We start from the raw sequence: 23722 nt of genomic DNA, 5'->3' as shown, positions 1-23722 counted from the left end.
ATTAGCGTTCCAGCGATATCTGTAATACGTGATAAGTGAGGGGCAGCTTGCCGTCCGGGGCGGTGCAGAAAGCCTTTTCCAACGCTTTCAGTGAATGCCGGGTGAAAGAATGCTGAGCGTGTCCGCTGTCTGATAAACCTGCACCGGCTTTAGTAATTGAATGCAGCAGACTGCGTATTCCGTCAAAGTGCTCTGTGTACGTTTCAACCGTACTTTTCACCACATGAAAGCCAGCCTGGCAGGCGGCTTTTTCCCACACCAGTGACTGCGGCAAGGTGTTCACGGATTCAGGCAACCCCGCCACTGAACGGGCCTGAATAAGCTCATGAAAAGAACCGGCAACCATAATGGCTAACTGCGCTCTGCCTCCGGGTTTAAGCACCCTGGCAATTTCCGGCATCGCCGTGGCTGGATCATCACTCCACTGCAACGCCATTGAGGAAAATACCGCATCAAATTGCTGTGCAGAAAAAGGCAGTGCATCTGCATCACCTTCTTTGAATGTCAGAGACGGATAATCCCGCCGCGCCTTTTGGAGCATATCTGCGGCAATATCAAGACCGGTAACTTGTGCACCGTTTTTCGCCAGCAATATGGTTTCCCGCCCTGTGGCGCAGCCGATATCAAGTACCCTGCTGCCGGGCTCAACGGGCAACAATCTACGGGCATCAGCAGCGATACGGGCCTGAACTCCTGCCACCTGATTATATGAGTCAGCGGCACGGTCAAAGCGGGCAGCAATCGCCTGTTTGCGGGATACGGTTGTTTCAGCGGTTTTTGAAGCGGGTTGATTCACACCGCCTCCATAGCCAGCATTAATGCATCCACCAGCACACTGATATCCCGGGCACTGTGTTGGGCAGTCATGGTGATCCGCAATCTGTCAGCCCCTTTCGGCACTGTCGGATAACGTATTGCCGGTACCCATATTCCACGTTGTTTCAGCGCTTCAGACAATGCCAGCGCCTTATGAGGATCGCCGCACATCACAGGCTGAATCGCACTGACAGATTCAGTTAACTGAAGACCCTGCGCCAGTGCAAGAGAACGAAATGTCGCAATGTTCTCATGTAGCCTTTTACGCTCATCACCCGTTGATATGGCCGTAAGCGAATACAAGGTAGCAATAGCCTGAGAGGCCGGCAGCGCGGTGGAGTAAATATAATGCCTGGCGTGATTGACCAGATAATCAATAAAGGCCTGACTGCCGGCAACGAAGGCACCGGCTGTCCCCACCGCCTTGCCGAATGTGCCCATCAATACAGGTAAATCCTGCTGCGTGAGCTGATAATGCTCTGCCACACCAAAACCATTTTCGCCCAGTACGCCAAATCCGTGGGCGTCATCCAGCATCAGCCACGCGCCGCTTTTTCGGCTTTGAGACACAAGTCCTTCAACCGGTGCGCTGTCTCCGTCCATGCTGAAAATACTTTCACTGGCGATAAGGGTATCGCCGGATAAACCGGATAGTAGTGCTTCGCAGTGCGCTAAATCGTTATGACGGAAACGCTTGAATTCAGCTTTGCTGGCAAGCACGCCGTCAATGAATGAAGCATGCATGTATTTGTCGGCCAGTACGTTGCCACCATTTTGAAACAGTGCCTGACAGATGGCCTGATTCGCTGCAAAGCCGGAATTAAACAGCAGTACCGCTTCACGCTGAAGATGCTCTTCAAGATAGGCTTCAAGGGCCGCATGGGCCTGGGTGTAGCCCGTCACTAACGGAGACGCGCCACTGCCACCACCAAACTGGGCTAAGCCTTCTACCCAGCTTTGCAGCACACCCGGATGCTGGCGCATGCCCAGATAATCGTTACTGGCAAAGTTCAGGTAGTGCTCGCCGGCTACACAAATAATGCCGTCTTTTTCATATTCCACACAATGCCGGCGACGTAAGTAACCGGCATCCTGCTTTTTCTGAAGCTCAGCATTGATAAAATCAAATGCCATCAGGCCTCCGCAGGCGCGGTTTTGCGCGGCGCGGTGGCATCGTAAAACAAGTCGGCCGGCGCTGATTGCGCAGCAATTTCTTCCTGCAATGCCTGCTCATGGGCTTCATCAGAGAACTCGCGGGTGCGCTCAGCGTTAATGCCCAGCTTACGGAATAACAACACGTCCTCGTGGGTATCCGGGTTAGAGGTTGTCAGCAGCTTGCAACCGTAAAAAATCGAGTTGGCACCGGCCATAAAACACAGCGCCTGCATCTGTTCATTCATGTTTTCACGGCCGGCGGATAAACGCACGTGTGAGGCAGGCATCATGATGCGGGCGACAGCAATGGTCCGGATAAATTCGAATGGTTCGAGATCGTCCACTTTATCCAGCGGCGTACCTTCTACTTTCACCAGCATATTAATGGGAACGCTTTGCGGCTGTTCCGGCAGATTAGCCAGTTGCATCAGCAGGCTTGCACGGTCTTCTGCAGATTCACCCATGCCCACAATACCGCCGGAACATACGTTCATGCCGGCATCACGCACATTCTGCAAGGTATTAAGACGGTCGTCATAGGTACGGGTTGTAATGATGTCACCGTAAAACTCAGGGGAAGTATCCAGATTGTGGTTGTAGTAATCCAGACCGGCCTGCTTCAGTGCCACTGCCTGCTCGCGGGTAAGCATACCCAGCGTCATACAGGTCTCCAGACCAAGCTTTTTCACTTCAGACACCATTTGGGTGACATATGGCATATCGCGGTCACGGGGGTTACGCCATGCAGCTCCCATACAGAAACGGGTGGATCCGGTGGCTTTCGCTTCTTTAGCGCGCTGAATCACTTTTTCAATTTCCAGTAAGCGCTCTTTTTCTAATCCGGTATCATAGCGGGCACTTTGCGGGCAATATTTACAGTCTTCCGGACACGCGCCGGTTTTAATTGATAATAACGTGCTCACCTGCACTTCGTTCGGATCGAAATACTGACGGTGAACCGTTTGGGCTTTGAACAGTAAGTCATTAAATGGCAATGCGAAAAGTGCCTTAACTTCGGCTTTGGTCCAGTCATGGCGAATGTCTGCCTGATGTTGTGGTGCGTTGGACGCGATGGTCATGCCCTATCCTTTACTAATGAGAAATGCTGGCTTAGTCTATGCCTGGTTACAGAGTTGTCAACTCTGACCATTTTCAAACCTTTACCAATGGTTACATTTTGAGCAATATTGAGTTTGATCGCCAGCATATCTGGCACCCTTATACGTCTGCCGTCTCCCCCCTGCCCTGTTTTGAGGTGACCGGAGCTGACGGCGCAGAAATTAGTCTGGCCACCGGTGAGAACCTGGTCGACGGTATGTCGAGTTGGTGGGCAGCCATCCATGGCTACAATCATCCGGTGTTGAACAACGCAGCCAAACAGCAAATCGACAAGTTTTCCCATGTCATGTTTGGCGGTCTGACCCATGACCCGGCGGTATCACTTTGCCGCACGCTGCTTAATATGGCACCGGACGGCATGAACCGGGTCTTTCTGGCCGACTCCGGCTCGGTATCTGTTGAAGTGGCACTGAAAATGGCCTTGCAGTACTGGGCCTGTCAGGGCCGTCAGGAAAAGCACCGGATTATCGCCCCCCGCAATGGTTATCACGGCGATACCTTCGCCGCCATGTCGGTATGCGATCCGGTCAACGGGATGCACAGCTTATTCTCCGGTGTACTCAGTAAGCAGGTGTTTGCGCCCGCTCCGCAAACCCGGTTTGATCAAACCTTCAGTGAAGATGACATTTTACCCCTTCAGGAACTATTTGAACGCCATCATCATGAATTAGCCGCTCTGATCATTGAGCCGGTGGTTCAGGGTGCCGGCGGCATGCGGATATATCATCCGGAGTACCTGAAGCGCTGCCGTCAATTGTGTGATGCCTATGATGTGCTCCTTATCTGTGATGAGATAGCCACGGGTTTTGGCCGCACCGGAAAATTGTTCGGCTGTGATCATGCTCATATCAGCCCGGATATTATGTGTGTAGGAAAAGCGCTCACCGGCGGCTATCTGACCCTTGCCGCAACGCTGTGTTCTGAAGATGTGGCACAGGGTGTGTGCCAGGGAGAACCCGGCGTATTCATGCACGGCCCGACATACATGGGTAACCCGCTGGCCTGTGCTGTAGCAAATGCCAGTCTGTCACTGATTAATGAAGGGCACTGGCAAAAACAGGTAGCCGGCATCGAATCACAACTGAAAGCCAGCCTGCCAAAGTGCAAAGCGCTTCCCGGCGTGGCTGACGTGCGGGTGCTGGGTGCAATCGGTGTGGTAGAAATGAAACAACCGGTCAATGTGGCCATACTGCAGAAGCATTTCGTCGAAAAAGGGATCTGGATCCGGCCTTTCGGTAAACTGGTTTATATCATGCCACCGTACATAATTACTGAAAGCCAACTTGAAAGACTGACAACGGGCATTTATGACACCTTAGCCAGTCTGTAAACAAAGGATGAACAATGCAGTTGATGGCCCGGGTAATTGATAAAATTCTGTTCGCAGGACTCTTCATCGCTGCATTGCAGGTTCCAATTCTGGCGGATCATTACCGCCAGTATCTCTCAGGCTACTACGATGCCACCAGAGAACAGGTCATAGAGCTGGAAAATCTGGCCAGACAATTCAATTTCAGTTCTGTAGATGCGTTAATAGAAAGCCTGCGAAATAACGCCGATGGCGTGGTGCAGCAGGACGCTGAAAATAAAGCCGCGCTGCAGGCAAAACTGGAAGAAGCAGACAAAGGGTTGAAAACCCTCTCCACCGGCAACTACTTTGAGCAGGCCCGCTATATGTTTGCCCCCGCAAGGAAAGATACCTTATTCAGAGTGCTGGATAATTTTGCGCCGTCCATCCCCCTGACGCCAGCTGCCATTGTATTCAGTCTGATTGTTGCCATTGCATTGAACATTCTTGTGGTCTCGCCGCTTTGGGCTGGTCGCCGGGTTTATCACTGGCGTCAGGCGAGAAAGGCGCGGGTCCGGTTTAGTTAAGATAAGCATCAGGGACTCTTAAAAATTAAGTAAAAGTTAAGCCAGTAGCACCGCTTCTGGCTGCTGTGTTTCATATTTGACAAAAAAATCAGGTATCCGTCGCGCAAAAGTGAGCACTGTGGTTTGCTTTCAGTTCAGCTAACCACAAAAAGAAAATTGCCATGACTGTTACCCGCTTTTGCCTGAACCCGCTTTATTTCTTCGCATTATTGTTTGCCTGTCTGTTACAAAATCCGGCCAGCGCGGCCACCGGTGACACTTTTCCTTCGGAACGAAAAGTTATCCGCGATCCGGTTACCGGTGTAAAAATCGCCTTTTTAACTACACAGTCGAAGGGTGATTCCAAAATTTACCCTACCCATCCTCAATGGACGGCTGACGGTGAGTGGCTGGTATTCAGGTCTGCACGGGTGCCGGGAGAGGCCATGGCTGTCAACGAAGAAACCGGCCTGTTAGTGCAGGTCAGTGAAGGTGGTTATTTTGGCATGCTGGTGAATGCACAGCGAAGCGGCAAGCTCTATTTGATGCGGGATCCTGCTGTTGCAGCAGATGCCCAGCCCCGTTACGGCGATAACCCGAACGATAAAGCCATCATCGAAGTGAACATTGAAGCACTGCTGGAGGACGTAAAGAATAATGAAGTGAAGCAGTCAGGACACTATGAACGGACAGTGGGAGTTGTACCCGCCTCCATGGGGGCCGGTGGAGATATGGCGCTGGATGCCGCCGAAGATATCATTTATTTCCGTATTGGCCGGGAAGAAGCAGCCAGACACTTGAGTGATAAAGTTGCACTCAAGGAAAATTTCGGTCCCCGCAATATGGGCGCGGGCCCGACAGGCATCGCCAGTATGAATATTCAAACCGGAAAGATAGACATGGTGGTGGCACTGCCCTTCCAGCTTGGTCACATACAGACCAACCCATGGGTGAGCAGGGAATTGGTATTTTGTTGGGAAACCGGCGGCAAATCGCCACAACGTATGTGGACAATGAAAGTCGGTGGTGAAGTCAAAGCGCTGTACCCTGAAGCAGATTATGAGTGGGTCACCCATGAAGCGGTGATCACCAGGGACGAAGTAGCCTTTGCTATCATGGGTCACCGCAAGGTGGGTACAAATGATGAATGGGGCCCGTCAGCCAGCCGCCAGAAACCCACAGGATTGGGTATTGTGAACTTGCGTACAAATGAAATGCGAATTGCAGGGCAAACCCGCAGTGGCAGCGGATTATGGCATGTACACGGTTCTCCGGACGGGCGCTGGGCTGTGGGTGATGACTTCGAACGTAATCTGTATCTGATTGACAGAACCACAGATGAAATGCAATTGCTCAGCGGTGGCCACAAAACTTCGGCCAGGGATCATACTCACCCGACGTTCAGTCGCGACGGCACAAAAATTCAAATACAGTCGGCAATGCTGGCAGAGGATGACCGGTCTCTGAACATTGCTGTTATTTACCTGCCTGAATCCTTACTCAAACGACAATACGATGAGGTAAAGCGCCAGGACTGACCCGCCTTTTTATTATACTAAAGGATAAACAGGCATCGATGTTGCAACAGTCTTAAGTGAATGCGCTCCTTTATTCAGGGTCAAACGGCAATAAGTTGGTGTCAGGACCCCATAAATAAAGGCTTTAGACTACTAACAACATTGAAATAGGTTTTAACCATGTTGAATGAAAATACGTTACTGATTGGGCAAGTGTTGCAAATTCGAGACAACATTCTGGCAAAACGCCACGCTATTCCGGGTTCTCTGCAAAGCGAATGGAAACGTCTCACAGACCGCACTGCCGCCTTCGATATTAAACGTACGTTTAACACTGCCCGTAAAGGCACGACTTTCACTAAGCCTTCTCTTTTTCAGGGCTCAGCGGCAGAATTGTCTAATCTGGTAAAGGCACTGCGTAACTTCAACGCGCGCATCAGCCGTTGAAGACAGAAAGCGCATAAGCGCGGAGTGATTTATTCTCACACCGCGCTTAAATTCAGCGTTTTCTGATAATGACTATCGCCCGGACTTTTCGCCGGCCATAGCTGACCAGACGGACAAAATCTTCCCGCGCGACCGGAATGTGTTGATACTCGACGACCTGATCTTCAAAGGTTTCAGGATCCGGGTCGTGAATGTAGAAACAACGCTGGTCGGAGGCTGTCACTGTGACCCAGTGCGGCGCTTTTTTCTTATCAAACGCATAGGTGCTGATCAAGCACAGTACCGCAGCACCTTGTTCCAGCAAGGCATCCAATGCTTCCATCTTCCATTCGTGAATGTCGACGGTAATGCCCTTTTGTTCTGCTTCATGCAGGAAACCCTGTTCCACCACCTCTACAATGTCTTTCTTATGGGCTGTTCTTACGCCGTCAGTGAAAAGCGGTAATGTACGGTTCAACCATACTTCACTCTTAAAGCCTTCGTCAGCCGCTGCCAGAGCCAGTCCTACCGGATGACAACCACCATGACCTGACGTCATAAAAATCGTAGTTGCACGTCGCCAGAGAGCTAACTCTTTTTCCTGCGACACCACGTAGTCATTGTTCAACTGTGCCATCGCCATCATCAGCGATGCAGGGCCACAGGTAAATTCAGTGGTTTGCTGATACCAGGGATACACATCAACTTCTGCAGTACTGGATGGATAGTTCAGTACTTTCTGCATACGAATGGCGTCAGACTTGTCTTCGTAGTATTCGTTATACATACCAAACTGACTAAAACCTAAACGTTGATACAGTGTTATTGCGCCCTTGTTGTCCTCAGACACTTCCAGGCGCATAAAGCGCTTTCCCCGCGACAATGCCCTGATTTCCAGTTCTCCAATCAGCGATTGGGCAACCTGTTGTCCCCTCGCCTCCGGCAGCACTGCGATAGAGTAAAGGCGCGTAAGCATGGTTCCGCGACGTAATAACAACAATGCGTAACCGAGTATAATGCCGTCCCGTTCAGCCACCAGCAATTCAGCATGGGGCGCCGTCAAATAAAACCGCATACGACGACGGCTTAATTTGTCATGAGAAAAGCAACGTTGCTCAACATCACACAAAGACGATAAATCCTCAGCCGCCGCAGACCGTACCGTCACCGGTGAAAGTGATAATACGGGCTCTGCGACTTCACGAGTTGCAAGTTTGGCGCTCATCGACCGCGTAACTCCAACCTGTTTGCAAATTCCTGCATAATTAACTGGTACAATTCTTTGCCCAGATATTTGTCTTCGACGCCCGAATCAATACTCGGGTTATCGTTAACTTCAATCACGTACACTTTGTTGCCTGAGTGTTTAATATCTACACCGTACAAGCCGTCACCCACCACTTTGGCCGCCTTGATCGCCGCCTGTAAGACTGCTTTTGGCACCTCAAAAGTCGGCATGGTTTTAAAGCCACCGGAACTGAAACGGTCACCTTCGTGATGGTAAATCTGCCAGTGGTTGCGTGCCATGAAGTACTGACAGGCATAGATAGGTTTGCCACCAAGCACACCAATCCGCCAGTCAAACTCGGTAAACACGTACTCCTGCACCAAAACCAGTGCTGACGCTTCAAGCATTTCTACCAGACGTGTTTTCAACGCTTCTGCACTTTCCACTTTATACACACCACGACTGAACGAACTCTCAGGCAACTTAAGTACCAGAGGTAACCCCAGGGTTGAAATCAACTCCTGACAGGTGTCATCAGTGCTGTCTGAAACCATTTCACTGCGCGGTGCAGGCACTTGCTGATAAGCAAACGCATCCTGCAGATACACCTTATTACAGCAACGCAAAATCGACTGGGTGTCATCGATAACAATCAGGCCTTCACGCTCTGCCGCACGGGCCAGACGATAGGTATGATGGTCTATCGCGGTAGTTTCGCGGATAAACAGGGCATCATAATGACCCACGGCTTCCGGCGTTAAACTGGTTACCACTTCGGCGTTAAAACCCGCTTTTTCAGCCGCTTTTACAAAGTTCTTAATCGCTTTGTCATCAGACGGAGGAGTCGGCTCATCAGGATTAACCAGAATTGCCATATCCCAACGCATCTTCTTGCCTTTGCGGTCACTGCGCCACTGTTGTTGTGTGAACTGCTGTAAACCATCAATACAGTCTTGTTTCAGTGGATCCGGCAAATCAGCAAAGCCACGTGCCTGCACTTCCATAAAGCCGATGTTGTCAGCAGCTATATGTAAAGTGACCTGTAAAATCGGACACGGAAATGCTTCAAACGCTGTGGCCGCAACCTGCAACAAAGCCTGATCTTTTGTTTTACCGAACAGTACAAAGAAAGATTCAATGCCTTCTGTCACCGGCCATTTAAATTTGTCCGGCAACGGTAAACGGGCGCTGCCCTCATCGGCAATGCGCAAATCATTAATCGTTTTTACAGACGGTAACACACGGTGTTGACGCGCTTGCGCCAGCAACGAACAGTAATATCCCTGACTTAAATAGCGGGATGTGTCACACAAGTTGATAACACGGGTTTTGGGTTCATTCCGTTTCGGGAATTCATCCAGATAATCCTGAAAAGTCAGAATAGTCTGGTCCGGCAGAGTGAAACCACTTGTGTCGTCAACAACGATAAGAGTTTTATGCATGAAATGCTTCTTGATACCTGAATAAGTAAGAACTATTTGTTACCACAATGTTAATTTCATTGAAAGTAACCTTTTCTGTCCGGGCAGTGTAATTCAACTGCGGGCATTCACCAGTGTTTTCAGAACGGCTTTTTTTTGTCGTTACCATGAGTTTTTGTGATAGCGTTTCGCCTGTCATTTTTATGCACTAAATCGTTTTAACTTTTTTTATCAGAGAACGTTTAAATAACGCAGCAGAAACGCTATATAGTGGTCACATGACCTGTCTATGTCCCGCCCGTATTCTTATCGCCGTTACGGGTACCAAGGAGTTGATATGCTTTTACCCAGTTTAGCGATAATTGCAGGCCTGCTGGTTCTGCTGTGGAGTGCAGAAAAATTTGTCGGTGGTGCCGCCGGTGTGGCACGGCATTTTGGTTTATCTCCGTTGCTCATTGGTATGCTAATCATCGGGTTTGGTACCTCGGCTCCGGAAATTATCGTGTCGGTATTTGCTGCGTTGCAGGGCAATTCAGGCATTGCGTTAGGTAATGCATACGGCTCCAATATCGCTAACATCGCACTCATTCTTGGATTGACCGCGGTTATCAGCCCTATTGCCGTCCGTTCAGATATCATCCGCCGCGAACTGCCTATTCTGCTTGGCCTAACCTTTTTCGCCTGCTGGCAATTAATTGATTTTCATGTATCCAAAGACGATGCATTCTCCCTGCTTGGTTTATTCATACTGCTGATGGGCTGGAGTATCTGGACTGGCATGAAAGGCAGCAGTGATACCCTTGCCGCTGAATATGAAGGTGAAATTAATCCGGACGATGCCAGCGTAAAAACCAATGTGATCTGGCTGCTGGCCGGGTTAGCTTTGCTGGTCGCCAGCTCCCGTATACTGGTATGGGGAGCCGTGGAAATTGCCACCCAGTTTGGTGTCAGCGATACCATTATCGGATTAACTATCATTGCTGTGGGCACATCATTACCCGAGCTGGCCTCATCACTGATGGCTATCCGCAAGGGTGAACATGACCTGGCACTGGGAAATGTTATCGGTTCGAACATGTTTAATACGCTGGCGGTGGTAGGACTCGCCGGAACGATTCAGCCTATGCAGGTAGAGCCAAGCTTTTTCTACCGCGACGTGATGATCATGCTGGGGCTGTCTGTAGCACTCTTCATCTTCTGTATCGGCATTAAAGGTCAGGGTCGTCTGAACAGACTGGAAGGTGGTGTATTTGTACTCGGATATGTGGCTTACACCTGGTATCTGGTGCAGTCTGCCTTCGTCTGATAACCCGTTGCGGGTGAGTATGTTTTAAAAAGCGGCTTCACAGGCCGCTTTTTTAATTGAGCTTTCACCGTTGTATCAGGCCACGCTGACATTCAGGGTGAACAAACTTAACATTGAAATACCCGCGAGAATAAATAAATTCACTCCGTAATTGTCTTCACGGCGACGGTTACGACGGGAACGCAACAGCATGGTCAGCAACGTCATACCCAGACACAATTGCAACAACATGATCAACGCGTCCACATGCTCTTCAGACCAGGTAGTGCGGCCTTCAATGCCCCAGTATGTTTGTAAGCCCGTAACCATTTCCGGACGGGCAAAATGAAATACCACCAGCGCCCCGATCAGCACCAGCCAGCAAACTGAGTTGACTGTCAGTACAAATTGGTAAAAACCGTCTTTATCTCTCGGCTTACGTCGTCTGTCCGGTTGTTGCGAATTCATGATATTTTAGTTCTCCGTGCAGAAAGTTCGCTGGTATCCCGTTTCTGAATGAGTATACTAGCGATTCGTTTATACGTACGAACCGACACTTTAGATACCCGCCATGCCTGACCGGTTGGCATGCCATAACAAGATTAATAGTTTTTTTCGTTGTTTATCAGCGTTTAGCTTTGTCATTCACTATCGGCAATTCTTCTGTGTCTTTTAGTTATTTACGGCATTTTTACGCCTGATAACACATTATTTTTTCAAACAGGTAAGATGGAGACATTCAAATGACGCATGCGCCCGTTGTCGACGTGCTTGATAGTAAGTACGCAGTTGGCGAAACGGTGACGGTAAAAGGTTGGGTGCGTACTCGCCGCGACTCAAAAGCCGGACTTTCTTTTATCGCTCTGCACGATGGCAGTTGCTTTAATCCCGTACAGGTAATCGCGTTAAATTCTCTGTCAAATTATGCTGATATTCAGCGCCTGACGGCAGGTTGCTCTTTGTCTGTTGAAGGTGAAGTCAAACCGTCTCAGGGCCAGGGCCAGGCGGTAGAACTGGAAGCCAAAAGTATCGAAATCTTAGGTTGGGTAGAAAACCCGGATACTTACCCGATGGCAGCCAAACGTCACTCAATTGAATATCTGCGTGAGTATGCGCATCTGCGTCCGCGCACAAACGTTATCGGTGCTGTTACCCGTATCCGCAACTGTCTGTCGCAAGCCATTCACCGCTTCTTCCATGAGCGCGGATACTTCTGGATCAGCACACCCATTTTGACCGCCAGTGATACAGAAGGTGCCGGTGAAATGTTCCGCGTGTCCACACTGGATATGATGAACCTGCCCCGCACTGATAAAGGTGACATTGACTATAAGGAAGATTTCTTCGGTAAAGAAACTTACCTTACCGTATCCGGTCAGCTGAACGTGGAAACATACTGTGCAGCAATGTCAAAGGTATACACCTTTGGTCCCACATTCCGTGCAGAGAACAGCAACACCTCCCGTCACCTGGCGGAATTCTGGATGATTGAACCGGAAGTGGCGTTCGCTGACTTAAGCGATGTGGCACAACTGGCGGAGGACATGCTGAAATATGTGTGCAAAGCCGTGCTAGAAGAACGTGCCGATGACATGGCTTTCTTTGCAGAGCGTATCAGTAAGGATGCCATTACACGTCTGGAAAAACTGATCAGTTCTGATTTCGTACGTATGGATTACACCGATGCGATTGAAATCCTGAAAGCCAGTGGTAAAGAGTTCGAGTTCCCGGTTGAATGGGGTGTGGACTTGTCATCAGAGCATGAACGCTATCTGGCAGAAGAGCATGTTGGTGCGCCGATTATCATGCAGAACTACCCGAAAGACATTAAAGCGTTTTACATGCGTATTAATGATGACAACAAAACCGTTGCTGCAATGGATATCCTTGCGCCGGGTATCGGTGAAATCATTGGTGGTTCACAGCGTGAAGAGCGCCTGGATGTGTTCGACCGCCGCCTGGAAGAAATGGGCCTGAGCAAAGAAGATTACAGCTGGTATCGTGATCTGCGTCGCTACGGCACCGTCCCTCACTCCGGTTTCGGTCTGGGTTTCGAGCGTCTGGTTGCTTATGTAACAGGCATGCAGAACGTCCGTGACGTCATTCCGTTCCCCCGTACTCCGGGTAACGCTAACTACTGATTTTTTCAGTGAGAAAAAAGGTGGCCTTTTGTGCCACCTTTTTTGTTTTTTACGGCGGGTGACATTCCGTTACAGATAAAGGCGCTGATGTTGAACAAATTCATGCTATTGTATAAGTTGGTTGTTTCTACAGGATAAATCTGGCCGGGCATGCAGGAAAACGCGCTGTCTACAATTCAATGTGACCAATGTCTGACGGTAGTACATTTACCTTCGCTGGATCACCGGCAACGGGCTGTATGCCCCAAATGCGGCCATACCCTGCTGACTTACCGTTATCATCAAAATGATAAAGTACTGGCGTTTGCTATCAGTGCACTCATTTTTCTGGGCCTTTCCCTGCCCTTTAACTTCTTATCCTTCCGTGCCAGTGGCATTCAGCACCAGATAGCCCTGCCAGACAGTTTCAATGCGCTGCTGAATCAGGATTACCTGTCGCTGGCCATAATCACCGGCCTGGCCACCGTGGTTTTCCCCGGGCTCGTGCTCACCGGGATGATGATTTTAAGCCACTGCCGCAAACACAATAAAAAACCCGTGTTTGTGAAGCATGTGTTTTTCTGGGTGAAAGCACTGATGCCGTGGAGCATGGCGGAAATATTTCTTGTAGGCACACTGGTCAGCCTGATCAAAATATCTTCTATGGCAGACATTGCTATCGGCCTGTCATTTTATGCTTTCATTGGCTTTTCTGTCTGTATGACCGCCTGTATTATTCAGTTCGATGTCAACCGCTATGCGTTCTGGATTTTCGGAGAAGTGCCACCACCTAAACCACTGACACCGGCAGTCGCCTCAGTGAGTATTCAGCGCACCTGGGCATTACTGTTTACCGCTGCACTGCTTTATATTCCGGCGAATATGCTTCCCATTATGCATACCGAAATGTTCGGGCGGGATGAGCCGAGTACCATCGTGGGCGGCGCTATTACACTGTGGCAATCCGGCGACTATCCGGTGGCCATTATCATTCTGATTGCCAGCGTTATTATTCCGGTGGCGAAAATCATCATACTCGCGTGGCTGAATTTAACCGTGCAGCGTGGTCTTGAGAAACGTACCCGCATCCGGACACGGTTTTACCGCGTGACGGAAGGCATAGGGCGCTGGTCCATGATCGATGTCTTCGTTGTGGCAGTATTGGTAGCACTGGTTCAGTTAGGCAACACGCTCTCTATTTATCCCGGCCCGGCCGCCCTCGCATTTTGTGGCGTGGTTTTTGTTACAATGGTGGCAGCAATGACTTTTGATACCCGCCTGATTTGGCAAAACAGGAAGTAAGCATGACAGACGAAGCTAAAATAAAATCAACAACCCATGTTTCAAAGGTCTGGCTGATCCCGATTATTGCCATTATTACCGGCGGATGGATGGTGTGGTACCAGTGGAAAAACCAGGGACCGTTAATCACCATAGAATTGAAATCAGCCAGTGGCATTGAGATAAACAAGACGCCGGTAAAGGTTCGGGATCTTGAAGTTGGTCAGGTGAAGAAAATTGAGCTGAAGCCGGACCTTGACGGCGTACTGGTTACCGCCCGTATTGATGCCAGTGCTGAGCGGCTGTTGACAGAAAATACGGATTTCTGGGTGGTGGCACCACGGATCAGTTTTTCTGAAGTCTCCGGTTTAAATACCCTTCTGTCAGGTTCTTACATCGCCATGTCAGCCGATGACAGCGGCCGCAGTAAATTTGACTTTATTGCTCTTGAACGCCCGCCGGCTACACCGCCCGGCACACCGGGCTTGCATCTGACTTTGAAAAGTAATGATAAGTTTGCTTATAAACCCGGCGACCCGATCATTTACAAGGGGTTCAAAGTCGGCGAATTTGAAGAAGCAGAATTTAATATTGAAGAACGTGTGGTGTATTACAGCGCCTTCATTCAGGCCCCCTATCATAAACTGATCACCCAGAATACACGGTTCTGGAATGTCAGTGGCGTAAAGCTGCACCTTAAATCCAGTGGTGTAAAAGTTGAAACCGGTTCGCTGGAAACGCTATTGGCTAACGGTGTCACTTTCGGTATTCCCAAAGGCGCGAGTTCAGGTGGACAGGTAGATGAAAATGCCAGTTTTATTATTTTCTCAGATGATGCAGCCGCCTCTAACGCCCGCTATAAACTGTACGCCAGTTATGTACTGCTGATAGACGAAACCGTAAGGGGCCTTACCGAAGGTGCGCCGGTGGAATATCGTGGTATTGAAGTGGGTGAAGTGGCTCAAATTAATCCGGCCAATCTGATAGACGGTAATATTCTTGATCAGAATTACCCCATTCCTGTGCTTATCCGCATTTATCCGGGTAAAGTGCGCCAGCAGGATACACAGGAAAGTCTGCAGGCTGTTAAAGACACCATGCACGAGTGGATTGGCAAAGATTTACGCGCCACGCTGCGCATGGGAAATGTGCTTACCGGCGGACTTTATGTCGATTTACAACATGACATCAATGCCAGCCCGCTGACGGTAAAAACCATCAGCGATATTGAAGTCATTCCCACCGTGTCGAACGAATTCACCCAGCTCACGCAAAAAGCCGATGCAATTTTGGATAAGCTCAATAATTTACCTCTTGAAACCATGATTGTAGAAGTCACTAATGTGATCGACGATATTAAAGCCGCATCTAACCGGGTTGAACAGGCAAGCAGTGATTTTGATACTTTGATGGGCGACATTGACGCGAAAGCCCTGAATAAAAACCTGAATGAAATGCTGATCAACGTGTCTGCACTACTGGAAAACTATACCGAAGGCGGTTTGAGTAAAGGTGAAATTCAGGAAACCGTTGATACGATGCAGGAAACCCTGCGGAATATTCAGCCTCTGCTGCTGCAACTTAATCAGAAACCTAACGGGTTAATCTTCTCGGACAACAGCGAAGAAGATATTCAGCCGAAAGCCGGAAAAGGAATGTTTAATGAGAACTAAGTTATTCGCCGCTGCCTGTTTTGCTGCGTTATTGAGCGGTTGCAGCAGTGCACCGGCATCCTTAACCTATTACGTTTTACATTCCCCTCAGGCGTCGACAGAAGAACAACCTGAGCCGGCAGCACGGGTTTTTATTGAACAACTCAGTTTACCTGAGTATCTGAAGCAGCGTTCTCTGGCTATGCAAACCGGACCTGCTACGGTGTATTTTTCCCCCCGCCATGTGTGGGCTGAGCCACTTGATAAAAGTCTCCGTCAGGCTTTAACCGCCTCTCTGCAACATCACGGAGTGGCGGTTTTACCTGCTGCCGTGTATTCACCACAATACCCGGTGGCAGGATTACATATCAAAATCGACGATTTTATTCCCGCATTTGATGGCAACGTGCTGATTAAAGGTCAATACTGGAAAGAGGACGAAAATACACAGCCTCAAATTCATCAGTTTGATTTCCGCCGCCCCATGCAGGGCGATGGCTTCGAAGAGGCTGTGGCAACTATGCGCCTGCTTGTCGATGACCTGGCTTCAGCGATAAGTGATAAGGCGCCGTAACGATTCAAAAGCAGGACAATGTTTAAGCCGGCCACATCGCTTTTTTTAAAACGTGGTTGTCACCCCGAATTTGACGAAGAAACCAATCGCCGGATCCTGGTTGTCAATCTGTTCGCTCTGGTAGGGATCAGCATCACACTGGTATTGGGGATAAGCTCTCTGATGAAAGGTGGATGGGCGCTCGGATTCAGCTTACTGTCTGCTTCGCTGTTGTTTTTTCTTGCCAGTCAGATTCAGGCTGCCTACCCCAATAAAATCGGCCAGATGGTATCCGTTTATTTACTGACGGGTTGCCTGATGGGGCTGGAAACTTACCTGGTGGTTACCGGCGGGCATAACAATACCGGTCCGCTCTGGATTTACATATTACCCCCCGTTGCAATGTTTTTCGGTGGCTTCAAACGGGGTCTGATGGTGATGGCAGTCTTTACGCTGCTCATTGTCATTATTCTCTTCACACCACACGATGCCCTGCTGTTAACCAGCTACTCCACAGATTTTAAAAGCCGGCTGATCTTGTCGTTTGCCACTGTCACATTTTTATCCGCATTTTACGAGTACAGTCGGGAAAGAACCTTTGAGCTGATGCAGAAACTCAGTGACAGATACGAACAACAGGCACTACACGATACCCTGACATCACTGCCAAACCGCAGAGGCATGCAACAACTGCTGGGGCAGGAAATAAAACGGCATCAGCGCACCCGTTCGGCATTCACACTCATATTGGTTGATGTAGATAAATTTAAGGAAATCAACGATACTTACGGGCACGGAAACGGTGATATTGTGTTGCAACGTACTGCAACCCTGCTCCGGCAAAATGTGCGCAGGCAAGATATTGTGTGCCGCTGGGGCGGAGAAGAGTTTTTAATGGTATTGCCTGAAACCGGAGAACAAAGTGCTTCTGTTCTGGCAGAAAAAATTCGTAATACGCTGGCAAAATCCAGCATCTGGCTGGAACAAAAAGAAATAAAGGTCACCGCCTGTTTCGGTTTATGTGAAATAAATGAGGAAATTTCACTTAACCGTGGGTTATCTCTGGCCGATAAAGCACTATACAAAGCAAAACAAACTGGTCGTAATAAAGTTGTATGCGCCAGTATTATGCAATAATAAAAAAAGCAGTCGCTGAAACAAAATAAATACGCTGTTACAAACAGACAATACAATCAGCAGATTCAACAAGTATCATAATAACAGAGATGGAAACTGGGGAAGCGTCACATGCAATGGAAAAAAATTGCCCTGCCAATCGTCATTCTTGCTGCAGGATTTGCAGGTATGACACTTATCGCCTCGGCGGGTGATAAAGAAGAAGAACCTGAAGTAGTTGATACCCGTCCGACAGTGACAATCAGCGAGCTGCAAGCTGAAGATTACGCGGTTACCCTTAATTCCTATGGCGAGATCACGCCGCTTGAAAGCACCATGCTGGCTGCTCAGGTATCGGGTGAAGTAACGTCCTGGAATCCGGATTTTGTGCCCGGCGGGCTTGTCCGTCGTGGTGAAATCCTGTTTTCCATCGAGAAAGATGCTTACGAAGCCGCATTGCTGCAAGCCGAAGCTAACCTGTCATCAGCACAGGCACAATTAATACAGGAGCAGGCTCAGGCGAACGTGGCGGAGCGGGAAGCGGCTGGCATGTCTAAGAGCCGTGTAACCGATCTGTATTTAAGAAAGCCTCAGTTACTCAGCGCACAAGCCGCCGTAAAATCTGCTGAAGCCATGTTACGCATTGCTAAGCGGGACCTGGATAATTGTGAAGTACGCGCTCCCTACGATGCACTGATCATCAGTCGTGAAATCGGTACCGGTGACTACGTAACTCCCGGTACAGTGGCTGCCACCCTGAATAATGTGGAAACCGCTGAAATTACCTTCCCGGTTGCCGGCTTCGACCAGTCATTTTTGCCTGTCAGCGTCACCGGCCTTGACGCAACAGTAACTGTAGACAAGCGTACCATCCCGGCCAAACTCCACCGCGATCTTGGTATTGTGGATCAGTCCACCAGAATGAGTCATCTGGTTGCACGTATTGACGACCCTTACGGTGTCCGCTCCGGCAAAGCCCTGATTAAATTCGGCAGTTTCGCCAACATCAGCTTTAACGGTAAAACACTGGAAAATGTTTTTCGTATTCCACAGGAACTGGTGAACAATAAACGGATCTGGCTGGTAAGTGAAGATGCCACATTACAGTCGAAGATTGTTGAAATTGTCCGTGAGCAGGACGATTTCTATTTCGTTCGCGGGAATTTTGATGGTCTGCAACTTGTCACCTCCCCGCCGGAATATCCGCTTAACGGAATGGCAGTGAAAGTGATTGAGCAAAGCAACAAACTGGTTGCTGCTCATGCGAACAGCACTTCCGCCGGTATTTAAGGGGAAGTTATGCATCAGGAACACGATACGAACCGCGGCGTGATTGCCTGGTTCGCCAGAAACTCTGTTGCTGCAAACCTGTTGATGGGTTTTATTATCATCATGGGTTTGTCTGCTTATTCCTCCATCCAGAAACAAATGTTCCCTAACGTCGAGGTTAACTACATCCGTGTTGATGTGAGTTACCCGGGCGCGTCTCCGCAGGAAATTGAAGAAGGGATCCTGATAAAGATTGAAGAGGCGGTAAAAGACGTTTCTGAAATCAACAGTACGATCTCAAGAGCCTACCGCAATGGTGGCGAAGTCAATATGGAGATTGACGATAAGGAAGAACTGAGCGACGTTCTGGATAAAATTAAACTGAAAGTCGACAGCATTGCCACCTTCCCTGCAGACATGGAACCGGTAAATATCCGGCAACTGGCCTTCAGGCAACAAGTTATCGACATGCCCATTGTGGGCGATCTTCCTCTTAAAGATCTGAAAGTCCTGGCGAAAGAAGTCGAGGATGAATTATTACTGCTGGATAACGTTTCGCTGGTAGACGTGGGCTATCCCGAAGATGAAATTGCCATTGAAGTGAATCCTGATCAGTTACGTAAATACAATCTTTCGATCAGTGATATCAGCACCGCCATCAGAGCGTATTCCACCAACCTCTCTGCCGGACAACTGAAAACCCGCTCTGGCATTATCTCTGTGCGTGTTGAGAACCAGTACTACCGTGGCGAAGAATTTGCTGCCATCCCAGTAAAAGTCGGCCCCGGCGGTGCCAGAGTATTGCTCGGCGATGTGGCAGAGATCCGCGATGCCTTCACCGAGGGCGAATACTACTTCAAGTATTCCGGTAAAAACGCCATCTATATTTCGGTTAAAGCAACACCTTCACAGAATATTGTGCCAGTGGCAGAAACAGTAAAAGCGTACATTGCGCACAAAAATGAACAATTTCCGGAAGGTGTGTCGCTGGAAACCATGGTCGACATGACGTACTACCTCGACGGCCGCCTGGACATGATGCTGAAAAACCTGCTTCAGGGTGCCATTCTGGTTGCATTGCTGCTGACCATTTTTTTACGCTTCAGACTCGCCTTCTGGGTCATGCTGGGGCTGCCGGTCTGTTTTCTCGGCGCAGTGATGATGATGCCGCTTCTCGGTATCAGTCTGAACATTATTTCTTTGTTTGCCTTCATCATGGTGCTGGGTATTGTGGTGGATGACGCCATCGTCATCGGAGAAAGTGCCTACACAGAAATTGAAAGCAAAGGCAGCGGCATTGATAACGTGATCCGCGGTGCCAAACGTGTCGCAACACCGGCAACCTTCGGGGTGCTGACCACCATTGCCGTGTTTGCTCCCTTCACATTAAGTGACGGTATGGACGGACCTTTCATGGTGAACATTGCTGTGGTGGTGATTTGTTGCCTGGTGTTCAGTCTCATTGAATCCAAACTTATTCTGCCGGCGCATATCGCTCACACCACTTTTAAGCCGGTGAAGCCGGACAGCTGGCGCGCCCGTTTTAACAGCCGCTTTAATGGCTTTGTCAACGGTCCGTACAAGCGTACCGTCATTAAAGCCATTGAATGGCGTTGGGCTGTGCTGATGGTGTTTGTGGCACTGCTGATGCTGGCAATGGGTTTAATTCAGGGCAATTTCATTCGCATGGTACCGCAAGGCAAAGTGCCCCACGACTTCCCTTCAGTCCGCGTCGAAATGAACGAAAACGTGCCGGACAGCGCCGTACTCGATGCGTTAAAAATCATTGAAAAAACCATCCTCGATGAAGATGAAAAAATCAAACAGGAGTTTGGTGGCGACGGCATGGTCCGGGATATTCTGGTGTTTAACGACGACCGTACTAACGGCGAAGTGTTTGCCCCCCTGGTAGATGAAAGTAAACGGGTAATTAATACCTTCGAACTTGCCAGGCGCTGGCGTGAAGCCATGCCGGACATTCCGGCGATGAAATCACTGGTTGTCATAGATGATATCAACGGCGGCAGTGATGACGGCGAATTTGGCTTCCTGCTGTTCGGACCGGAGCTGGAAACCCTGAACGCGGCCGGACTGGCTTTCATTGAAATGCTTCAGCGGGAAGATGGCTTGTTTGATGTCAGTTCAACCATCGATCCCGCCAGCAAAGAAGTACAGATGACACTGAAGCCGGTAGCCTACGATCTCGGTCTGACGCTGCAAAACATCGCCGGGCAGATTGGCAGCAGCTTTTATGGTGGCGAAGCCCAGCGCGTGATCCGTGACGGCGAGGAAGTTAAAGTCATGGTGCGGTACCCTGCCCTGCAGCGGGAACGGCTTGCTGATCTTAAATACAGTGTGATTACCACTCCTGCCGGTCAGGAAGTCATGCTGGGTGACATCGCGGAGCTGACCGAAGCCCCCGGCATCAGCTATATCCGCCGTGAAAGTGGCTATCGCAGTGTATATATCTGGGGCAGCATCGACGAACAGAAAGTAGAACCGGGTGAGGCTATCAAAGCCATCTATGAAAACTTGCTACCGGAACTGCAAAAAACCTACCCCGGTGTCATGACAGAACTGGGCGGTGATATTGAAGAGCAGCAGGCACAACAGGATCAGCAAATGCTGTTTTTCACTGCCGCTATGATTATGGTTTACATACTGCTGGCCGTGCCGTTAAAGAGCTACAGTCAGCCTCTCATCATTATGTCAGTTATTCCGTTCAGCTTCACCGGCGCGGCATTCGGACATTTCCTGCTCGGTTATGATCTCAGTACCATGTCGTTCTTCGGTCTGATTGCCGCCGCCGGGGTTGTGATTAATGACTCTCTTGTGATGACAGATTTTGTCAACCAGCGCCGCCGCCAGGGGTACAGTACCCGGGATGCTGTGGAAGAAGCGGGTTCTGCCCGTTTCAGAGCCATTACGCTCACATCCATTACGACTTTTGCGGGCGTACTGCCTATTCTCTTTGAAACAAGCCTGCAGGCTGTTCTGGTGATTCCTATGGCTATCGCGCTGGGATTTGCTGTGATGTACGCCACACTGGTGACGCTTATTCTGGTGCCCTGTCTGTATCTCATTCTTATAGATTCAGGCAATGCCTTTAAATGGCTATTTCATCACATTGTCCGGATTGCGAAGAAAGTGACGCCCGGACGAAAATCCACCGGCCAGCCACGCACGGAATAATTTACGGAGTTTCTTTGATGAGCCAACTTACCATCCGTCCTGCAGTAGTGCAGGACAGCCAGCAAATACTCGATTTCATTACCGAACTGGCGGTATATGAAAAAGCAGAGCATGAAGTAAAAGCAACCATAGCGCATATTGAGAATACCCTGTTTTCAGATCAACCAAAGGCCCACTGCGTGCTGTGTGAAAATGAAAACGGCCCGGTTGGCTTTGCGGTTTATTTTTTCAGTTATTCCACCTGGCAGGGACAATACGGCATTTATCTGGAAGATTTGTATGTATCACCGGCATCCAGAGGCTGCGGTGCAGGCAAAGCTCTGCTGAAACATCTGGCAAAGATCGCAACAGAACAAAACTGTGGCCGTTTTGAATGGAGCGTGCTGGACTGGAATCAACCCGCAATTGATTTTTACGAGTCTATTGGTGCCAAACCACAAGATGAGTGGATAAGATACCGACTTGACGGCGACGCCCTCAAACAGTTCGCCGCAGGTTAACTTTGTTGCCTGGCGGTAACCTTGTCTTCCATGTAGCGAAGAATATCCCGCCAGGATAATACCCCGACAGGTTCGTCTTTTGCGTTGATGACCGGCAGACAGGATAAGCGGTGACGGTTGAAGGTGCTGATGGCATTAAGAACAGAACTGTGTTCTTTAACGGCAATCACATCACGGGTCATAATTTGATGGGCCCGGCGTTCCAGTGTCGCCCTGTCTTTCGCCCTTTCTGAAATCGTATCGATAAACGGACTCAAGGCTTTCAGCAAGTCTCTGTCAGAAATAATCCCGGTGAGTTTGCGGCCCTCGACAACCAGTAAATGATGAAACCCCGTGGCTTCAAACAGCTCCTTAATGGTGTGCAGGCTGTCGTCCATTTTCACGCTCACTACCCGCTGACTCATAATACTATTAACGCTCACAACGCTCCCCCGCTTATCTCTTTACGTTCTGAGTATACGGCAAATAACCGCTTTACAAAGCAGACAGAAAAATAATTAGATAAATTACGGATTAAGCGGTTGAAATCCCGCCTGACTCCATCAATATAGATCATGAACATTCACTCCAATTATGAAGGAACTTCCATGGCAACAGTTACATTACAGGGCAATCCGTTAGAAACTCTGGGTGATTTACCCGCCGTTGGTACACCTGCGCCGTCGTTTGAGCTGGTAAAATCCGATTTATCTACCGTAAGCTCTGCAGATTTGTCAGGTAAGAAAGTGGTACTGAACATCTTTCCGTCCATAGATACCGGCACGTGTGCCATGTCTGTACGTAAATTCAATGAAAAAGCCGCTTCACTGGACAACACTGTGGTCATTTGTGTATCTGCGGACCTGCCATTCGCTGCCGGCCGTTTCTGTGGCGCAGAAGGGATTGAAAACGTTCTGACCGGTTCAACGTTCCGCTCAGATTTTGGTACAGACTACAATGTGACTTTCACTACCGGTCCTCTGACAGGCCTGTTGTCACGCAGTGTTGTGGTAATTGATGAAGAAGGCAAAGTGGCCTACACCCAGCAAGTTGCTGAAACCGCTGATGAGCCGGATTACGAAGCAGCTATTGCCGCTCTGTAAGCATAATTTTTCTTTAGCGAAGCAGCCTCTGATGGCTGCTTTTTTTGTATTTGTCACAGTTAAAATCTGATCTCCCTTCCCTGTTAACCGGGTAGAAACCCTGACAGCCACTGCAAGAACCGCTTCTCCATTGCAA

Annotated in this window: 21 protein-coding genes; 14 read left to right on the top strand and 7 right to left on the bottom strand. The window is 49.3% G+C overall.

The features are described from left to right. Position 1 precedes the first annotated feature (1 nt). From DS731_RS08110 to bioB, 3 genes are read right to left on the bottom strand one after another with little or no spacing between them, the layout of a single operon-like run. Positions 2-796, bottom strand: a complete 795-nt coding sequence (locus DS731_RS08110) for a methyltransferase domain-containing protein (protein ID WP_161599129.1) — start codon at positions 794-796, stop codon at positions 2-4. After that, complete coding sequence (locus DS731_RS08105) at positions 793-1950, bottom strand: aminotransferase class I/II-fold pyridoxal phosphate-dependent enzyme (protein ID WP_119500847.1); 1158 nt, start codon at positions 1948-1950, stop codon at positions 793-795. The genes DS731_RS08110 and DS731_RS08105 overlap by 4 nt, the downstream gene beginning before the upstream one ends. Then, positions 1950-3050 (bottom strand): biotin synthase BioB, encoded by a 1101-nt coding sequence (gene bioB / locus DS731_RS08100; RefSeq protein ID WP_119500846.1) that lies wholly within the window; start codon positions 3048-3050, stop codon positions 1950-1952. Before bioB ends, DS731_RS08105 begins: the two co-directional genes overlap by 1 nt. A 98-nt stretch (positions 3051-3148) precedes the next feature. Here bioB and bioA point away from each other — a divergent pair, with 98 nt between their 5' ends. The 4 genes from bioA to DS731_RS08080 all read left to right on the top strand — a co-directional run bounded on the left by bioA (position 3149) and on the right by DS731_RS08080 (position 6908). Further along, the gene (bioA, locus tag DS731_RS08095) at positions 3149-4420 is read left to right on the top strand and encodes an adenosylmethionine--8-amino-7-oxononanoate transaminase (protein WP_442858456.1); all 1272 of its coding nucleotides are present in this window, start codon (positions 3149-3151) and stop codon (positions 4418-4420) included. Positions 4421-4434: 14 nt separating this feature from the next. Further along, positions 4435-4965 (top strand): DUF2937 family protein, encoded by a 531-nt coding sequence (locus DS731_RS08090; protein ID WP_119500844.1) that lies wholly within the window; start codon positions 4435-4437, stop codon positions 4963-4965. A 161-nt stretch (positions 4966-5126) separates the two neighbouring features. Next, a complete protein-coding gene (locus tag DS731_RS08085; RefSeq protein WP_202980714.1) occupies positions 5127-6482 on the top strand; it encodes a hypothetical protein in 1356 nt (451 codons plus the stop codon). 159 nt (positions 6483-6641) lie between these two features. Continuing rightward, positions 6642-6908: a hypothetical protein gene (locus DS731_RS08080; RefSeq protein ID WP_119500843.1), complete on the top strand. Its 267-nt coding sequence runs from the start codon at positions 6642-6644 to the stop codon at positions 6906-6908. A 52-nt stretch (positions 6909-6960) separates the two neighbouring features. On the opposite strand, the gene DS731_RS08075 is transcribed toward DS731_RS08080, so the two are convergent. Together DS731_RS08075 and DS731_RS08070 are read right to left on the bottom strand one after the other, a co-directional pair. After that, on the bottom strand, positions 6961-8112 hold the full coding sequence (locus DS731_RS08075; protein WP_119500842.1) for a GNAT family N-acetyltransferase/peptidase C39 family protein: 1152 nt from the start codon (positions 8110-8112) through the stop codon (positions 6961-6963). After that, complete coding sequence (locus DS731_RS08070) at positions 8109-9557, bottom strand: RimK family protein (RefSeq protein WP_119500841.1); 1449 nt, start codon at positions 9555-9557, stop codon at positions 8109-8111. The genes DS731_RS08075 and DS731_RS08070 overlap by 4 nt, the downstream gene beginning before the upstream one ends. A 316-nt stretch (positions 9558-9873) precedes the next feature. Between DS731_RS08070 and DS731_RS08065 the strand changes: the two genes are divergently transcribed. After that, a complete protein-coding gene (locus tag DS731_RS08065) occupies positions 9874-10842 on the top strand; it encodes a calcium/sodium antiporter (protein ID WP_119500840.1) in 969 nt (322 codons plus the stop codon). Positions 10843-10917: 75 nt separating this feature from the next. Here DS731_RS08065 and DS731_RS08060 read toward each other — a convergent pair whose 3' ends face one another. Beyond that, a complete protein-coding gene (locus DS731_RS08060) occupies positions 10918-11289 on the bottom strand; it encodes a hypothetical protein (RefSeq protein ID WP_119500839.1) in 372 nt (123 codons plus the stop codon). 275 nt (positions 11290-11564) lie between these two features. Here DS731_RS08060 and asnS point away from each other — a divergent pair, with 275 nt between their 5' ends. The 8 genes from asnS (at position 11565) to DS731_RS08020 (ending at position 22504) form a co-directional block, all read left to right on the top strand. Further along, the gene (gene asnS, locus DS731_RS08055; RefSeq protein ID WP_119500838.1) at positions 11565-12962 is read left to right on the top strand and encodes an asparagine--tRNA ligase; all 1398 of its coding nucleotides are present in this window, start codon (positions 11565-11567) and stop codon (positions 12960-12962) included. 150 nt (positions 12963-13112) lie between these two features. Then, positions 13113-14243, top strand: a complete 1131-nt coding sequence (locus DS731_RS08050; RefSeq protein WP_119500837.1) for a paraquat-inducible protein A — start codon at positions 13113-13115, stop codon at positions 14241-14243. A gap of 2 nt (positions 14244-14245) precedes the next feature. Next, the gene (pqiB, locus tag DS731_RS08045; protein WP_119500836.1) at positions 14246-15895 is read left to right on the top strand and encodes an intermembrane transport protein PqiB; all 1650 of its coding nucleotides are present in this window, start codon (positions 14246-14248) and stop codon (positions 15893-15895) included. Then, complete coding sequence (locus tag DS731_RS08040; protein ID WP_119500835.1) at positions 15885-16448, top strand: PqiC family protein; 564 nt, start codon at positions 15885-15887, stop codon at positions 16446-16448. Before pqiB ends, DS731_RS08040 begins: the two co-directional genes overlap by 11 nt. 18 nt (positions 16449-16466) lie before the next feature. After that, positions 16467-17564, top strand: a complete 1098-nt coding sequence (locus DS731_RS08035; RefSeq protein WP_119500834.1) for a GGDEF domain-containing protein — start codon at positions 16467-16469, stop codon at positions 17562-17564. Positions 17565-17675: 111 nt separating this feature from the next. Continuing rightward, positions 17676-18833 carry an efflux RND transporter periplasmic adaptor subunit gene (locus DS731_RS08030; RefSeq protein WP_119500833.1) on the top strand — a complete coding sequence of 386 codons (1158 nt, stop codon included), beginning with the start codon at positions 17676-17678 and terminating at the stop codon, positions 18831-18833. 9 nt (positions 18834-18842) lie between these two features. Further along, positions 18843-22004: an efflux RND transporter permease subunit gene (locus DS731_RS08025; protein ID WP_119500832.1), complete on the top strand. Its 3162-nt coding sequence runs from the start codon at positions 18843-18845 to the stop codon at positions 22002-22004. Positions 22005-22021: 17 nt separating this feature from the next. Next, the gene (locus DS731_RS08020; protein WP_119500831.1) at positions 22022-22504 is read left to right on the top strand and encodes a GNAT family N-acetyltransferase; all 483 of its coding nucleotides are present in this window, start codon (positions 22022-22024) and stop codon (positions 22502-22504) included. On the opposite strand, the gene DS731_RS08015 is transcribed toward DS731_RS08020, so the two are convergent. Continuing rightward, positions 22501-22926, bottom strand: coding sequence for a CBS domain-containing protein (locus DS731_RS08015; RefSeq protein ID WP_119500830.1), 426 nt, complete (start codon positions 22924-22926; stop codon positions 22501-22503). The two genes, DS731_RS08020 and DS731_RS08015, sit on opposite strands and share 4 nt — an antisense overlap. A gap of 165 nt (positions 22927-23091) precedes the next feature. Here DS731_RS08015 and tpx point away from each other — a divergent pair, with 165 nt between their 5' ends. Further along, positions 23092-23586 carry a thiol peroxidase gene (gene tpx, locus DS731_RS08010; protein ID WP_119500829.1) on the top strand — a complete coding sequence of 165 codons (495 nt, stop codon included), beginning with the start codon at positions 23092-23094 and terminating at the stop codon, positions 23584-23586. Positions 23587-23722: the final 136 nt, after the last annotated feature.

The sequence above is a fragment of the Alteromonas sp. RKMC-009 genome (assembly GCF_003584565.2).
Classification (GTDB): Bacteria; Pseudomonadota; Gammaproteobacteria; order Enterobacterales; family Alteromonadaceae; genus Alteromonas.
The sequence above is the reverse complement of the archived record's forward strand: the minus strand, read 5'-3'. Positions and strand labels throughout refer to the sequence as shown.

Excerpts from the sequence above, each read along its gene's own strand:
- bioB (WP_119500846.1), bottom strand. The coding sequence starts at position 3,050 with ATGACCATCGCGTCCAACGCACCACAACATCAGGCAGACATTCGCCAT.
- DS731_RS08035 (WP_119500834.1), top strand. The coding sequence starts at position 16,467 with ATGTTTAAGCCGGCCACATCGCTTTTTTTAAAACGTGGTTGTCACCCC.
- DS731_RS08090 (WP_119500844.1), top strand. The coding sequence starts at position 4,435 with ATGCAGTTGATGGCCCGGGTAATTGATAAAATTCTGTTCGCAGGACTC.
- DS731_RS08020 (WP_119500831.1), top strand. The coding sequence starts at position 22,022 with ATGAGCCAACTTACCATCCGTCCTGCAGTAGTGCAGGACAGCCAGCAA.
- DS731_RS08080 (WP_119500843.1), top strand. The coding sequence starts at position 6,642 with ATGTTGAATGAAAATACGTTACTGATTGGGCAAGTGTTGCAAATTCGA.
- DS731_RS08070 (WP_119500841.1), bottom strand. The coding sequence starts at position 9,557 with ATGCATAAAACTCTTATCGTTGTTGACGACACAAGTGGTTTCACTCTG.
- DS731_RS08030 (WP_119500833.1), top strand. The coding sequence starts at position 17,676 with ATGCAATGGAAAAAAATTGCCCTGCCAATCGTCATTCTTGCTGCAGGA.
- pqiB (WP_119500836.1), top strand. The coding sequence starts at position 14,246 with ATGACAGACGAAGCTAAAATAAAATCAACAACCCATGTTTCAAAGGTC.
- DS731_RS08060 (WP_119500839.1), bottom strand. The coding sequence starts at position 11,289 with ATGAATTCGCAACAACCGGACAGACGACGTAAGCCGAGAGATAAAGAC.
- DS731_RS08075 (WP_119500842.1), bottom strand. The coding sequence starts at position 8,112 with ATGAGCGCCAAACTTGCAACTCGTGAAGTCGCAGAGCCCGTATTATCA.
- asnS (WP_119500838.1), top strand. The coding sequence starts at position 11,565 with ATGACGCATGCGCCCGTTGTCGACGTGCTTGATAGTAAGTACGCAGTT.
- DS731_RS08050 (WP_119500837.1), top strand. The coding sequence starts at position 13,113 with ATGCAGGAAAACGCGCTGTCTACAATTCAATGTGACCAATGTCTGACG.
- DS731_RS08040 (WP_119500835.1), top strand. The coding sequence starts at position 15,885 with ATGAGAACTAAGTTATTCGCCGCTGCCTGTTTTGCTGCGTTATTGAGC.
- DS731_RS08105 (WP_119500847.1), bottom strand. The coding sequence starts at position 1,950 with ATGGCATTTGATTTTATCAATGCTGAGCTTCAGAAAAAGCAGGATGCC.
- DS731_RS08065 (WP_119500840.1), top strand. The coding sequence starts at position 9,874 with ATGCTTTTACCCAGTTTAGCGATAATTGCAGGCCTGCTGGTTCTGCTG.
- DS731_RS08025 (WP_119500832.1), top strand. The coding sequence starts at position 18,843 with ATGCATCAGGAACACGATACGAACCGCGGCGTGATTGCCTGGTTCGCC.
- tpx (WP_119500829.1), top strand. The coding sequence starts at position 23,092 with ATGGCAACAGTTACATTACAGGGCAATCCGTTAGAAACTCTGGGTGAT.
- DS731_RS08085 (WP_202980714.1), top strand. The coding sequence starts at position 5,127 with ATGACTGTTACCCGCTTTTGCCTGAACCCGCTTTATTTCTTCGCATTA.